Source organism: Sphingorhabdus sp. (assembly GCF_046292425.1).
In the GTDB taxonomy this organism is placed as follows: domain Bacteria; phylum Pseudomonadota; class Alphaproteobacteria; order Sphingomonadales; family Sphingomonadaceae; genus Sphingorhabdus_B.
Window position 1 is genome coordinate 1 of the sequence record NZ_JBKBQV010000072.1, and the last position, 12999, is coordinate 12999.

11 protein-coding genes, 1 tRNA gene and 2 pseudogenes are annotated in these 12999 nt (G+C 54.2%); 7 read left to right on the plus strand and 7 right to left on the minus strand.

What is annotated here, in order from left to right:
• The 7 genes and pseudogenes from ACK4S7_RS12125 to ACK4S7_RS12155 all read right to left on the minus strand — a co-directional run.
• A pseudogene (locus tag ACK4S7_RS12125) lies at window positions 1-353 on the minus strand (hypothetical protein); the annotation flags it as partial.
• 76 nt (window positions 354-429) lie between these two features.
• The gene (locus tag ACK4S7_RS12130) at window positions 430-1944 is read right to left on the minus strand and encodes an ATP-binding protein (protein ID WP_409647230.1); all 1515 of its coding nucleotides are present in this window, start codon (window positions 1942-1944) and stop codon (window positions 430-432) included.
• Window positions 1945-2090: 146 nt separating this feature from the next.
• Window positions 2091-3173 carry a hypothetical protein gene (locus tag ACK4S7_RS12135; protein WP_409647232.1) on the minus strand — a complete coding sequence of 361 codons (1083 nt, stop codon included), beginning with the start codon at window positions 3171-3173 and terminating at the stop codon, window positions 2091-2093.
• 387 nt (window positions 3174-3560) lie between these two features.
• On the minus strand, window positions 3561-4820 hold the full coding sequence (locus ACK4S7_RS12140; RefSeq protein ID WP_409647235.1) for a reverse transcriptase domain-containing protein: 1260 nt from the start codon (window positions 4818-4820) through the stop codon (window positions 3561-3563).
• Window positions 4821-4859: 39 nt separating this feature from the next.
• Window positions 4860-5030: a helix-turn-helix domain-containing protein gene (locus ACK4S7_RS12145; protein WP_409647238.1), complete on the minus strand. Its 171-nt coding sequence runs from the start codon at window positions 5028-5030 to the stop codon at window positions 4860-4862.
• Between the two features lie 283 nt (window positions 5031-5313).
• Entirely contained in the window at window positions 5314-6501 is a 1188-nt protein-coding gene (locus ACK4S7_RS12150) for a tyrosine-type recombinase/integrase (protein WP_409647240.1), read from the minus strand.
• Window positions 6502-6677: 176 nt separating this feature from the next.
• Window positions 6678-6764 (minus strand) — tRNA-Leu (locus tag ACK4S7_RS12155).
• A 252-nt stretch (window positions 6765-7016) separates the two neighbouring features.
• Between ACK4S7_RS12155 and ACK4S7_RS12160 the strand changes: the two genes are divergently transcribed.
• From ACK4S7_RS12160 to ACK4S7_RS12190, 7 genes and pseudogenes are all read left to right on the plus strand, one after another.
• Window positions 7017-7619, plus strand: coding sequence for a beta/gamma crystallin-related protein (locus ACK4S7_RS12160; RefSeq protein ID WP_409647242.1), 603 nt, complete (start codon window positions 7017-7019; stop codon window positions 7617-7619).
• A gap of 3 nt (window positions 7620-7622) precedes the next feature.
• A complete protein-coding gene (locus ACK4S7_RS12165) occupies window positions 7623-8282 on the plus strand; it encodes an META domain-containing protein (protein ID WP_409647243.1) in 660 nt (219 codons plus the stop codon).
• Between the two features lie 97 nt (window positions 8283-8379).
• The gene (locus tag ACK4S7_RS12170) at window positions 8380-9300 is read left to right on the plus strand and encodes a complex I NDUFA9 subunit family protein (protein ID WP_409647246.1); all 921 of its coding nucleotides are present in this window, start codon (window positions 8380-8382) and stop codon (window positions 9298-9300) included.
• 102 nt (window positions 9301-9402) lie between these two features.
• Window positions 9403-10203 (plus strand): undecaprenyl-diphosphate phosphatase, encoded by an 801-nt coding sequence (locus ACK4S7_RS12175; RefSeq protein WP_409647249.1) that lies wholly within the window; start codon window positions 9403-9405, stop codon window positions 10201-10203.
• Window positions 10204-10347: 144 nt separating this feature from the next.
• The gene (locus ACK4S7_RS12180) at window positions 10348-11790 is read left to right on the plus strand and encodes an NAD(P)-dependent oxidoreductase (protein WP_409647251.1); all 1443 of its coding nucleotides are present in this window, start codon (window positions 10348-10350) and stop codon (window positions 11788-11790) included.
• Window positions 11787-12338: a DUF2059 domain-containing protein gene (locus tag ACK4S7_RS12185; protein ID WP_409647253.1), complete on the plus strand. Its 552-nt coding sequence runs from the start codon at window positions 11787-11789 to the stop codon at window positions 12336-12338. The genes ACK4S7_RS12180 and ACK4S7_RS12185 overlap by 4 nt, the downstream gene beginning before the upstream one ends.
• A pseudogene (locus ACK4S7_RS12190) lies at window positions 12335-12999 on the plus strand (glutamate synthase large subunit); the annotation flags it as partial. The gene ACK4S7_RS12185 and the pseudogene ACK4S7_RS12190, both read left to right, overlap by 4 nt.

The window sequence follows — 12999 nt, forward strand, 5'->3', positions numbered from 1 at the left end:
AGTTGCCGGCGCCGCGCAGCCTGAAGTGCAGCCCGGATGCGGGCCTTCACGTCTTCGACCGAAATCCCGTTACCGGTCCCTATTCCGGGCGGCTTGAAGTGAAGGCCATCGGTTTCAAGAGAAACGCGCCAGCCCTGCTCAAGCAGGTCGGCAATGAGTAGGCAGATAGCGCGCAGCTTCTTGCTGTCACCGTCATCGATGTACCTGCGCGCCAGACCTCGTAAGCTCTCCACAAACTCCGGTGGGGGCGGCCCGGCGAAGTTCAACAATCCGTGAAGTTGGTCGCGTTCGTCGGGCGCTAGAAAGGGTGCAAACTTCCGAAGGTCGGAAGGGCCGGTTTCACTTTTTGTCATTACTTCTCCCTTCCTTCACGCTTTCAGAAACGCGGCCATGCCAATTTCACATTGATAACGCCAGCGACCATTGTGACTATCCTCTGGTCAAGTGCTTGTTCCCCGAGAAGTGAGCCAACTGCTTGACCCATCCTCTCAAAAGCCGTTCGTATTCGTTTATGATCATCCCGTTTCCAGCCAACTTCCTCCGTTCAATCCGCGTGAGTAAGTTATCCAACGCTATCCCAGGATCGACGCCCTCTAAGCAAAGTTTCGCTGCGGAAACCTGATTACCTCCCGCACAACGCGCCATCGAGCGCGATGAAGTTTGTTGTTCCAAGCAGTCTTGATCGCAATGAGCGCTAGGGGGCGACATCACACGAGTCCCGGAAGCTCGGTGCCGCTCCGCCTTCACGTTACGGACCTTTGCCCGGAGATGCTCGATTGCCTTTGGAAGCCCCGCCGCCTGGAGTTGCTCCCACATTTCTTGCGAGACCGTCACCTGCTGCTTGGAGGTCGTTACCCCGAATGCATCGTCCAATGAAGCGGAGAATTCCACCTCGACCCGGATGTAGCGATCGTTGTTAGTAAAAGTTGTCCATGGCGTCCGCGATTGGACGTCGAGAACACGTCCGTTCCGGCTGAAGATGATACCGTGGTAATGCTTCAGGATGGGAAAGCGGGCGTTCGCGTTTAGGCCAATGGCGTCTCGGTGCTTGTCAATCGCACCAAACGTGGGCGGAAGCCAAGCGTAGCGCAGGACGATCTCACCTGCGGCACCGTCTTCAGTTCGAATCCTAAGCGTAATGGGCTCTAATGGCTGCGCGTGATCGTCGTCCAGCGTGTTCAACTCGCATCCTCGTGACAGAAACAGGGGATCGATCGGCTGGACCAAATCACCGTCAATGTAGATGGCCGTCGCGGTGAGCAGTTTGTGGTAGGCTACGCCAAACTGGCGGATCAGATTACGTCGGAATCCTGCCACCGTCGCCCAGTTCAGCCTGTCGAGCTTGTCGATCACCACGACCGTCCCTGACCGCCAACCTCCCGGATGTAAACGTGCGATTTCCTGGCTGACGAACGGCGGAAGCACGGCTGGCTGAGCCGACGGGATGTACAGCCCGGACGCCTTGTCGCAATATTCGCCAGCATCCAACAGGTCTAGGTCTAGACACACAGCATATACCTTCCCACCTTTAAGCTTCGAATAAATAGTGAAGCGGCGCCCCATGCTCACTGTCGCAGACGGGAGGCCGTAGCCGAACCTTCCCAGACCATTGCGGTCATTCTCGCGATGGGTCCCACCCCACATCATCGCAACGCGCAGCATTGCCGGGTTCATGCCGTGTCCGTCATCCAAGACCGCCAGTTGAACTGGACGGGTGCGCTGTCCCGCCTCGGCGAAGCTAAAAATTAAGTCCACCCGTTGAGCGTAGGCTTGGATAGAGTTGTCCACGAGTTCAGCGATCGCTTCGACATTGCTTCGGTAACCTATATGCCTTATGCCGCGCACGAAAGCTTCCGATACGACTAGGCCAGGATCAGCATCTAGTTTCGACGCACGACAATATTGTCTCTGAGCGCTCAGCGCTGCTTCAGATTCGTTTATCACTCAGGCGCACCTTTCAGGTCCTCTTGTTAAGCTTAAGGCAGTCAACTCTTAAGCCATTACATCTCGAATACACGACACATTAAAGCGCTATCGAGAAGAGCTTCAAGGAGCAGGTGAGGTTCGACTTGAGGCACGAGTTAGAGGGGTCATGGTCCCACCTCTTCGAAAACTCGATGAGTGAGCGCAGTTGGATACTCCCTATCGAACAAACGCCGACGAATGACGTTAAGTTCGCCAATATTGTTTCTTACGGTTTCTATGATCGGCTGGATACCAGACGCAGGGCAGCCCGCATTGAGCAAGTCCGCGTCATTACAAATAGCTTCTAGTGGCTTGGACTGTCCCCATTCCAAGCGTTGCGTCAACAGAACGCCTTCCGCGTAGAAAACAGCTAAGCAGCCTGCGCTACGCGCAAGAAACGCAGGCAAATATCGTGCAAATACGCGGCGGATTTCCGGACAATCTCTAACGTATGTGCTAATGGCACGTTTACCGATACGCGTATGTTTATCGAGGGCGTAAAGCGGAATACGATCATCAGATCGAGGCTCAAGCGTTGGACAAATTACAACCGAAGAATTGCAGGTATCGTTTGCCAGCATATGCCACAAAACTGCAAGCATCACTACCAATGGTCTGCGCGTCTTTTTGGCGGCCAAGTAGAGATCGTCAGCTAACTCTTCAGGCACACCACTCGCTTTGAATGCGCCAAACAAGCCGCATAAATCTCCATCCCTTAAAGCGGAGCTCTCTTCATTGAACCCAGAAGCGTACCACGCTGCCACAGCTCTGCGGTCGAACGGTTCACATGGATTCGTCGCGATACGTATGGACTGATTAATCGAAAGCGTGCCGATAGTTTCGCGAACACCCCGCCAGCCAGGATGTCTGCTCGCAGAAATCCATAGATAATCAGCGGAGCGATCCTTGACAGCATTTGCAAGGTCTTCACACAGTGCAAGTGCCACTTGTTCGTCGCCACCCGCATCAAGACGCAATTCGGCATTCAAACTCAGTCGGATTACCTTTGAGACCAAGTTCAGGTCACCAAGCCCGACATCCTCGCAGGCAATGACAATGAGCTTAGACCAAATTGCATTTCCGCGTTGCCTTATGAAAGACTTTGCAGCAGCGACGGCTACATCAGCTTCTCCGCGACGAATTGACTTTTGGAGCAAAGAGCTAGCTATCCAGGGGTCAATCGGAATATTTTGAAATTCTTGCGGCATTGATATCTCCTTCCAAACGGGGGAGACTGGAAACACGGTTCCCGCTATCAATATAACCAAATATTCCGACTAATTATAGCATTTTCAATTGTTTGGATTGAATAATTCGTCCTTTTTATAATTTAGGCTCCACTGAAATCAGCTACCTCAAATCGGAATTCCGGCCAGAGAAATCGCAGGAAGTGAAATTGGTTACAAAATTCAGTATCTGACTGATCTGGTTCATTTTTTTCGAACCGGCTTTGCTCATTTCTTTAGCGGTTCCCCCTACTCCCTCTTAGTAAGGTCATTTCAGCTATTTCGGACGTCGGAATATTTCGAGCCAATAACTGTACGGGACATTATTTAAGAGCGCATTCGTTAGAACGAGACTTGACACGACGCCGCTTAAGTGAAGCCACCTTTCTTCAAACCAGAATAGTCGGAAATGCAAAATTCCAGCTCAAATTTGGTGTAATTCAGTTGTTCGCTGCTCGGTTTCCAATGGCGAAAGCTACGCTTCCACATTTCGAAATAGCCCTCAAAAACTTCAACAGCCCGATCATAGTCGAGACCACCTCGATACTGATGAAATTTTTTAAACAGCTTCGCGATGAACTTCTTTTTGGCTCTAAGCCCAGGTATGATTTCGAGACTGACTCCGTCTTCACAAGGATTCCCTTGTATCCAGTAACCCAGAAACTCGAACCCAGTGCTGAGGCGACGGACCTCCATTTTTTTGAAACTTATCGGCCCGCCTTTAAGGTTGGCAAACCGCGCTTTTAGGGCTTTGGCAATCTTGTGCGCCTGAACGGGGCTAGAAGCGCCTATGACTCCGTCGTCGACGTATGTCACTTTCCCCAATGCTCCGCCTATGCAACGGAGTTCTCGTCTTAGAAGCGCGCTTGCGATTTGTCCTGACACGATTGCCCCCTGCGGTAAGCCTTGGCGGGCCGTTTCTGTTTTGAGCAAAAGTCCTTTCTGTGTGATTTGCACAACGTGCTTGTTGAAGAATACTGTGTCGAGCACGTGCTTTGGCAGATTGAGCCATTGCAAATGTTCGGGCCTCACAGACGAGAAAAAATTTTTAAAATCGAAGACTATAAATGTGGAAATCCCCTTATCCTCAATTTGACGGATAATTTCAGCAACAGCTGCTTCGCGGCCTTTTCCTTTTGAGTTGAATTCGGAAAAGTTTTGTGGAAGCCGTGCATAAAGTATGTTGGCAAGTACCCTCTGAGCTTGACGCGTGCGCGGTCCGGGAGAATTCAACCAGCGCACCTCTCCATTTTTCTTGAAAACAGCATACACATGGCAAGCATCGGCGGTCGTTTTTACCAAAGGAACTCGGTTTACTTGTCTCTCGAATTCGTTCCAAGGCGTAGGCAACAGCGGCTTGTGGCTGTATTTTCCGTATTTGCTTTCATACAGTTTGCCGCAGAGTCGTGAAGCGAAGCTTCCAACGATTCTCGACTGTAATCTGGCAGTTTTTTGATGCTGGCCGAATATCACAGCTTTACGAAGACTATGACACATTTTCGTGTGTTCATCGATCTGTTTTCGCAACCAACTGACGCGTTCGTTACTCCACCCAGACAGGCGCGCTTGCTCTGTAAGCGCCTTATTGCACTTGCTTCGAAATTCATTAATTCGGTTTTTAGGTGTCATAGTTCTCGATCCAGTCCAAATGTGGCGCAGCGCTCCGCTTTAGTTCGCACTCAAAGTGGCAAACCAACGTTCAGCGTCTTCACGACGAATTCGAACTGCACGCCCTACGTGTAGGAATTCGATTTTGCCCGCATCTTTCAGGCGGTAAACAGTCGAACGACTGATACGATAAATTTCGATAAATTCGGCTATTGTTATTAGTGTACTCATGACCTTGCCTTGTGTTGATCACCCAACTGCAATGTTGCAGCGTGGGGTCAGGACGGTCCCGACAGATTTAGGATTGCCGATCTAAATTTAATGTCAAACCGCCTCCCCAGATGGAGTGCGGGACTCTACGCATTTTTTTTCAATTGCTTGAAATTACGATTTTATTTCTTTTTGAAACGCATTTTTATGAGTGCAATTAATTGCACAACAAAAGCCAACTCGCGTTTTCTGAATACATTTTACAGGCGAAGCAGCGAGCGCAAAACTCTGGCTTTCGCCTGTTTTAGCCGGCCTTCAGTTTATCTAAAAAGTTTGACCACCAATGCGCCATTCGAACTCGCTCGTCCCAATGTTCTCCTCGGTGATATGCACCTCGAACAGCATCACTAAATCCATGTGCCAGAGCACGTTCAATTGCGTCTGGATTCCAAATTCCGCTCTCATTTAGCAAAGTCGACGCTGATGATCTCAGTCCGTGAGCTGTGATCTCCTCCTTACCGAAGCCCAATCGCCGAAACGCAGAGTTGACCGTGTTTTCACTCATTGGCCGTTTGGAAGTATGCATGGCCGGAAATATGTACCCCTCAGGCCCTGTGAGTTCCTTCAGTTGCAAGAAAAGCTGGACCACCTGAGGAGAAAGAGGAACTGCATGCGGCCGCCTAGCCTTCATCTTGTTCGGTGGAATCTTCCAAACAGCGCCTTCAAAGTCGATCTCATGCCATTCCGCATGACGTAGTTCGCCAGGTCGCACGAAAACGTGAGGTGCAATTTGCAGAGCAAGTTTTGTAACTGGGCTTCCGGTAAAACCATCTATCGCTCGAAGCAATTCGCCTAGTTTGTTAGGTTCCAGAATTGCTGCGTAATGTCTCGCTTTCGCTGAAACCAATGCACCCGAAAGAAGCGCAGCAGGATCGGAAGAAGCTCGACCAGTAGCAACAGCATATCGAAAAATCCGGCTCGCGAAGCTCCTAGTTCGTTTGGCAGTTTCGTAGTTGCCTAGTCCTTCAAGTTTTTTAAGTGCAGCCAACAACAGTTGGGGATCCACTTCGCGAATTGGCATCGCACCAATTGACGGCTTTAGTAGCGAGAGAAACCAATGCGCTTTGGAGAGCGTAGCTTCAGCTCGGCCCTCTTTTTTCATTTTCGCAATATACTCTGCACCGATCGCATTGAAGCTATCGTCGGCACTAAGTTTAGCGGAAGCTTTTTTGCGCTTTCTCTCCAACGACGGGTCGACGCCGTTCTCTATCTGCACTTTGGCTTGATCTCGCTTTTTCCTAGCATCTGCAAGGGTAACGCCAGGATACGACCCAAGTGCCAACCTTTTCTCTTTGCCCCCAAACCGGTACTTAAGCCGCCACAATTTGGAACCGTTAGGGAAAACTTCAAGATATAGACCTTTGCCATCAGCCTTTTTGAACGGTTTATCGTCAGGCCTCAATGCCCGAATTTCTGTGTCTTTGAGTGCCATTTGGGGGCATCACCTTTCAGACCTTAGCTTGAAACGCATATATGCCCCCAAATCTGCCCCCTTTTTTGGTGATATATCCAGAAACGCCGAGACACTTTGAGCGACAAATATGGCCGAAAAGTAGCAGAAATGCGCCACTTTGTCGATACACAGAGGTATGATGAGGGATGTGTAAATGGTGCCCAGAAGAGGACTCGAACCTCCACGCCCTTGCGAGCGCCAGCACCTGAAGCTGGTGCGTCTACCAATTCCGCCATCTGGGCACGGGATGCTGGTGACAAGAGCGTCTCCGCATCGGGTAGGCGCGCTCCTTTAAGGCTTGGTGCGGCTTTGTCAACGCCTGCGCTGGGGTGATGGCTAAAAAAGTCGAACTGCCCGCAACAGGCAAAATACTGTACTGGCGTCTCGCCACGCCATGTGGCAATTTTAACGCCTCATAAGGGTCGCACACCCTTGCACGAAAAGGCCCAATGTCTGTCGTGCAAGCCTGAATCTTTTTTCGAAGGAGAAGGCATGTGAAAAAGTCATCATCATTGTTCTTATTGGCAGGTGCAGCCGCGGCGCTGACAAGTGCCAGCGTTGCCCAAACCGACAAGATGGCACCTATGGGTCGTGGCGAGGCAACCATTTACCGCGATCCCGGATTCCAAGGACCTGCTGTTTTCGTTGGCGAGGCCAAATCGAACCTCGCGTTGCGCTGGTCGGTGCGTTCGATCCGAGTCCGATCGGGAACTTGGGAGTTATGTGCACGAACCCGATTCCGCTCCCCCTGCGTAACCGTGTCCGCTGACGAGACTGATATCCGCCGTTTTGCTCCACAAATGTTCATGGTCCAATCGATGCGGCCATTGGGATATGCGCCGCCGGCCATCATACACCCGCCTGCAGGTACATCATTGCGTGGAATGGCTTCAGAATTCTTCCCTGCGCCGGGCGGACGCGACGGCCGTCGGCTGTTATCATGCGAAAATGGGTCTGCAACGGCCAATTGCGCCGCAGCAACCGCAGACCGCTTCTGCAAATCGATCGGCTGGAGCGGCTCGGCAAGCCAGCAGCAGGAGACCGTGAACGGTCGTGTCTATCTGGCAGATGTGCTTTGCACGCGGACGGGGTATTGAACCATGCGCGGCTCGAAAGCCATTGCAGCAACTATCCTGTTCGTGATCGCTTTCGCCCCAGCGGCGTTTGCGGCCACGCCCGCCAGCTGGATACAAATCGATAAGGTCTCGCAATCCGCCTGCCTGAAGGCTGCCAATCTGAACAATGCGGAAGCCGGCCCGCCGATCCGCTATTCAGACCGGCTGTTGATCGACGCGCGCGTCGTCACCGGTACTTGGCCGCAACCCCATATGAAAGGGGCGACAGCAAAGATGCTGTGCCTTTATCACCGGCGAAGCAAGCGGGTGGAAGTGCAGGAACTTGCATACCCTATTCCGACTGATCCGATAGCCAGTGTCAAAGATATCTGGTGGCAGGCAAAGAGCATTGGCGGCAAGCCAGTAGTCAGCGGCAACGAAGTGACGCTTATGCTAGGTAGCGACGGCAAGGTCGGCGGCAAATCGGGCTGCAATGGCTATGGCGCCAGTTACAAGCTGGAAGGCGCTAACCTGACAATCTACTCTCCGATGATTGGTACGATGATGGCTTGCGCACCGGGATTGATGGATCAGGAATCGGCCTATCGCAAAATTCTTGAAAACGCGGTGTCGGCGAAAGTCGAGGGGAACAGGATGGCAATTACCGCGGCAAATGGCCAGACTATCGACTTTGTGAGGAAATAGGAGAGGGAGCTCCGACCTCCCCCCTTGAATCCAGCCCGCGCCTCGTGCAAAGCGCTGCCCATCAACACTCCCCCTGATTTAGGCAAATGGGCAGGCAATGAGCGAACTCAACGGTAAATTGGTCACCGTCTTTGGTGGCGGTGGCTTTGTCGGGCGTTATGTGGTGCAGGCGCTGTGCGCAGCCGGTGCGCGCGTGCGCGTTGCGGTGCGCCATACGCGCACTGCAGAGCATGTGAAGCCGCTTGGCAATCTTGGCCAGGTTTCGCTTTGCGCCGCCGATGTAACCAAGCCAGCGACGGTCGCCAACGCCCTGATCGGTGCGGACATGGCGGTGAACCTTGTTGGCAGCTTCGACAATCTGGATGCAATCCAGCGCCAGGGCGCCGCGAATGTAGCCGAAGCTGCAGCCGCAGCCGGATTGTCCGCGTTGGTGCATATGTCGGCCATCGGTGCCGATGCGAACAGCGCCGCCGAATATGGACGCAGCAAGGCAGGCGGTGAGGCCGCCGTGCGCGCTACCTTCCCGGCCGCGACAATCCTGCGTCCCTCGATCATTTTCGGCCGTGAGGACCAGTTCATCAACCGCTTTGCCGGCCTGATCCGCATGCTGCCGGTTGTCCCCGTGATTGGCGCGGATACCAAGTTCCAGCCGGTGTTCGTCGGCGATGTAGCGCGCGCGGTGGTGGCTGCGTTGCAAGGTTCAGGTGGTGAAACGCTCGAACTGGGCGGGCCGGAAACCTATTCGATGCTGCAGCTCAATGAATGGATTGCCAAGGCGACCGGCCATAACAAGCTGTTCGTGCCGGTGCCCGATGCCGCAGCCAAGCTTTTGACCTTCATCCCCGGCGGGCCGATTTCGGGCGATCAGCTCAAGATGTTGGCGAGCGACAATGTGGTGACGGGTACCAATGGCCTCGCCGCGCTGAGCATTGTCGCGACCCCGCTCGATGCAGTCGCGCATGATTGGCTCAACATCTATCGCAAGCATGGCCGCTTTGGTGATGCGGCGGCTGCTTGAGGCGCAACACTATTAGTGCAGACAAAACCGCAGCCCTGGGCCTGTTACCGCAGGCTCGGGGCTGTGGTGCTTTTTCGACGGACTTAATAAGGCAGAAAACCGATGAGTGAATTCTGGACCGCCGTGATCCTCGGCATTGTCGAAGGGATTACCGAATTCCTCCCCGTATCCTCCACCGGACATTTGATTCTCGCGACCGAGTTGATGGGCTATGATGCCAAGCGCTGGGCGCTGTTCAACATCGCGATCCAGCCGGGCGCGATCCTTGCCATTGTCGTACTCTATTGGCGGACCTTCTGGGAAGTGTTCACCGGCCTGTTCAAATGGGACGCAAAGGCAGTGGCCTTTACACGCAACCTGTTGCTCGCTTTCATTCCGGCGGTCGTGCTCGGCCTTGCATTTGGTGATGCTATCGAACTGATGCTCGAAAATGCAGTGATAGTGGCGTGGGCGCTGATCATCGGCGGCTTTGCGATATTGGTGGTGGAGAAATATGCCAAGCCGCAGGAAATGGGCGGCGTGGCGGAAATTAGCTGGCAACGCTCTGCCATGGTGGGCGTGGTGCAATGCCTTGCGATGATCCCCGGTGTATCGCGTTCAGGCGCAACGATCCTGGGCGCGATGGCGATGGGGGTGGATCGCAAGACTGCGGCCGAATTCAGTTTCTTCCTCGCCCTCCCCACGCTGACAGGTGCGACCGTGCTGCAGCTCTACAAGCATCGCGCCGAGGTGAGCGCGGATGATCTGGGCTTATTGGCGGTCGGCTTTGTGGTTTCGTTCCTTGTTGCTTGGGCAGTGGTGAAGGCCTTCCTCGCGGTGGTGACGCGCTATGGCTTTGGGCCTTTTGCCTGGTATCGAATCATAGCGGGAACCGCTGCTTTGATATGGCTCGGGATGCGGTAAGGTCCGCATCGGACCTATTATTTTGAAATAAAGTTGCAGGCGGAACTAACTAGGTTTCAAATGCGGTAAATTAGGTCAGTTTATTTGTCCTATATATGTTGATAGGCCTTGAACAGAGGCCTTAACGCTCGCTATGGCCGCGCCATGGCACACGAACGCATGCTCAAATTTGTCGGCACAGGCCAATCCTTCCCTGAAAAGCGGGAGCCTAACCTGCGCGCCGAGGACTTTCGCGAAATCGCCAATCGCTATGCGCCGGAAAAGGCTGCAGAGCAGGCCTCGCGCTGCTCGCAATGCGGGGTGCCCTATTGCTCGGTGCATTGCCCGCTTGGCAACCACATCCCGGATTGGCTGCGTCTGACTGCCGAAGGGCGACTGCGCGAAGCCTATGAACTTTCAAACCTGACCAGCAGCATGCCCGAAATCTGCGGTCGCATCTGCCCGCAGGATCGGCTGTGCGAAGGCAATTGCGTGATTGAATTTTCGGGGCATGGCGCGGTCACCATTGGCAGCGTCGAAAAATACATCACCGATACTGCCTGGGCCGAAGGCTGGGTCGAACCAATCGAAGCAGGCCCTGCCCGCGGCCAATCGGTCGGCATCATCGGCGCAGGCCCCGGCGGCTTAACTGCGGCCGAGCAATTGCGCATCGCCGGTTATGAGGTTCACATCTACGATCGCTATGATCGCGCAGGCGGTCTGCTCACGTACGGCATCCCCGGTTTCAAGCTGGAAAAGGATGTGGTGATGCGCCGGGTCGATCGCCTGCAAGCTGCCGGCGTTGTGTTTCATCTCAATTTCGAGGTGGGTCGTGATGCTTCGCTCGACGAGCTGCGCGCCAAACATGACAGCATCCTGATCGCCACCGGTGTGTACAAGGCGCGTGACATCAAGACGCCAGGCAGCGGACTTTCCGGCATTCACGCAGCGCTCGACTACCTCACAGCATCCAACCGCAAAAGTTTTGGCGATACCGTTCCCGCTTTCGACAATGGTACATTGAATGCCGAGGGCAAAAATGTCGTCGTCATCGGCGGTGGCGATACCGCGATGGATTGCGTCCGCACCGCGATCCGCCAAGGCGCGAAGTCGGTCAAATGCGTTTATCGCCGCGACCGGGAGAATATGCCGGGATCACAGCGCGAAGTCGCCAATGCCGAAGAAGAAGGCGTCGAATTCGTCTGGCTCGCTGCTCCCAAGGCATTTGACGGCACAGAGCGCGTCGAAAAAGTCCATGTCAGCAAGATGCGTCTCGGCGCGCCCGACGCCAGCGGTCGCCGCTCGCCCGAGCTGGACCCGGAAGGCGATTTCATTCTCGACGCCGACATGGTGATCATGGCGCTTGGTTTCGAACCCGAAGACCTGCCCGGCCTTTTCGGCTCGCCCGACCTTAACGTCACACGCTGGGGCACGATCCGTTCCGACCATGTCACTGGCATGACCAACCTCGAAGGTGTTTTCGCAGTTGGCGACATCGTGCGCGGAGCAAGCCTTGTCGTCTGGGCAATCAAGGATGGCCGCGATGTGGTGGAGCATATGCACCGCTGGATGGCGACCAATGCAGTCAAGGAAAAGGTCGCAGCATGAGGATCAATCAGTTTCTTCTGACAATGTTTACTGGCTTGTGCTTTGCATTTGCGTTTCCGGCCGTCGCGGAGAGTTACGATCAAAAGTTAAATGACGCCCGGGCTATAGTTGTCGCGTCCAATTACGAGAATTCCATGAATTTGATGATGGCAAATCTGATGCCCGCGACCGAAGAAAACTTTATCGCCGGATTGGGGAAAAGCTTTACCGGCATAGGTCTGCTGGTCGATATCGACGCCAAATATCCCGGCGGACGTGCAGCATTTGGAAAACGCTTCGGTCAGATCTTTTCGGAGCTTTTCAGAAAGAGGCATAAGCAGATCATCGAGGAAGCGGCTAGGCTCTACGCAAATGAGTTTACAGCAGCTGAACTAGCCACAATCCGGAGTTTTATGGAGTCTCCGGTGGGACGAAAAATGAACGAAGCGACGCCCCGCATCCAGCAAAGCTTAGCTCAAATAGGACGTAAGTTTGGCGAACAAGCTGGAAGCGAAGCAGCAGGTTTGTTGCTCGACGAGGCCGAACGATACCTAGGCGAAATCAAATGACCAACCACCACCTGCCAACCCCTGAGCATGAACGCCTTGCCCGCGAAGGCATGTATTATCCGGAAACCGAGCGCGATGCGTGCGGGGTTGGCCTGATTGCTGCCACCGACGGCAAACCCTCCCGCCGGGTGGTCGCAGCTGGCATCGAGGCGTTGAAGGCTGTGTGGCACCGCGGCGCGGTCGATGCCGATGGCAAGACCGGTGATGGCGCGGGGCTGCATGTCGATCTGCCGGTCCGTTTCTTCGACGATGCCATCACCGCTGCCGGGCACAAGCCCCGGCCCAATCGGCTCGCAGTGGGGATGGTGTTCCTGCCGCGCACAGATCTCGGCGCGCAAGAGGCGTGCCGTACCATTGTCGAAGCCGAAATTATCGAGGCTGGCTATACCATCTATGGATGGCGGCAGGTTCCCGTCGACGTATCGGTGATTGGCGACAAAGCGCAGCGCACACGGCCAGAGATCGAGCAGATCATGATCGCCGGGCCAATGCCCGACGCGGTCGATGCAGCAGAGTTTGAAAAGAACCTCTACCTTATCCGCCGCCGGATCGAGAAAAAGGTCGTGGCTGCCCAAATCCGCGATTTTTACATTTGCAGCCTCTCGTGCCAGTCGATTGTCTACAAGGGCCTGTTCCTCGCCGAGAGCCTGTCGATCTTTTA

Bases quoted from the DNA above. Each gene is read 5' to 3' on its own strand.
- ACK4S7_RS12175 (WP_409647249.1), top strand. From the start codon at position 9,403: ATGAGTGAATTCTGGACCGCCGTGATCCTCGGCATTGTCGAAGGGATT.
- ACK4S7_RS12150 (WP_409647240.1), bottom strand. From the start codon at position 6,501: ATGGCACTCAAAGACACAGAAATTCGGGCATTGAGGCCTGACGATAAA.
- ACK4S7_RS12140 (WP_409647235.1), bottom strand. From the start codon at position 4,820: ATGACACCTAAAAACCGAATTAATGAATTTCGAAGCAAGTGCAATAAG.
- ACK4S7_RS12180 (WP_409647251.1), top strand. From the start codon at position 10,348: ATGGCACACGAACGCATGCTCAAATTTGTCGGCACAGGCCAATCCTTC.
- ACK4S7_RS12135 (WP_409647232.1), bottom strand. From the start codon at position 3,173: ATGCCGCAAGAATTTCAAAATATTCCGATTGACCCCTGGATAGCTAGC.
- ACK4S7_RS12185 (WP_409647253.1), top strand. From the start codon at position 11,787: ATGAGGATCAATCAGTTTCTTCTGACAATGTTTACTGGCTTGTGCTTT.
- ACK4S7_RS12145 (WP_409647238.1), bottom strand. From the start codon at position 5,030: ATGAGTACACTAATAACAATAGCCGAATTTATCGAAATTTATCGTATC.
- ACK4S7_RS12170 (WP_409647246.1), top strand. From the start codon at position 8,380: ATGAGCGAACTCAACGGTAAATTGGTCACCGTCTTTGGTGGCGGTGGC.
- ACK4S7_RS12165 (WP_409647243.1), top strand. From the start codon at position 7,623: ATGCGCGGCTCGAAAGCCATTGCAGCAACTATCCTGTTCGTGATCGCT.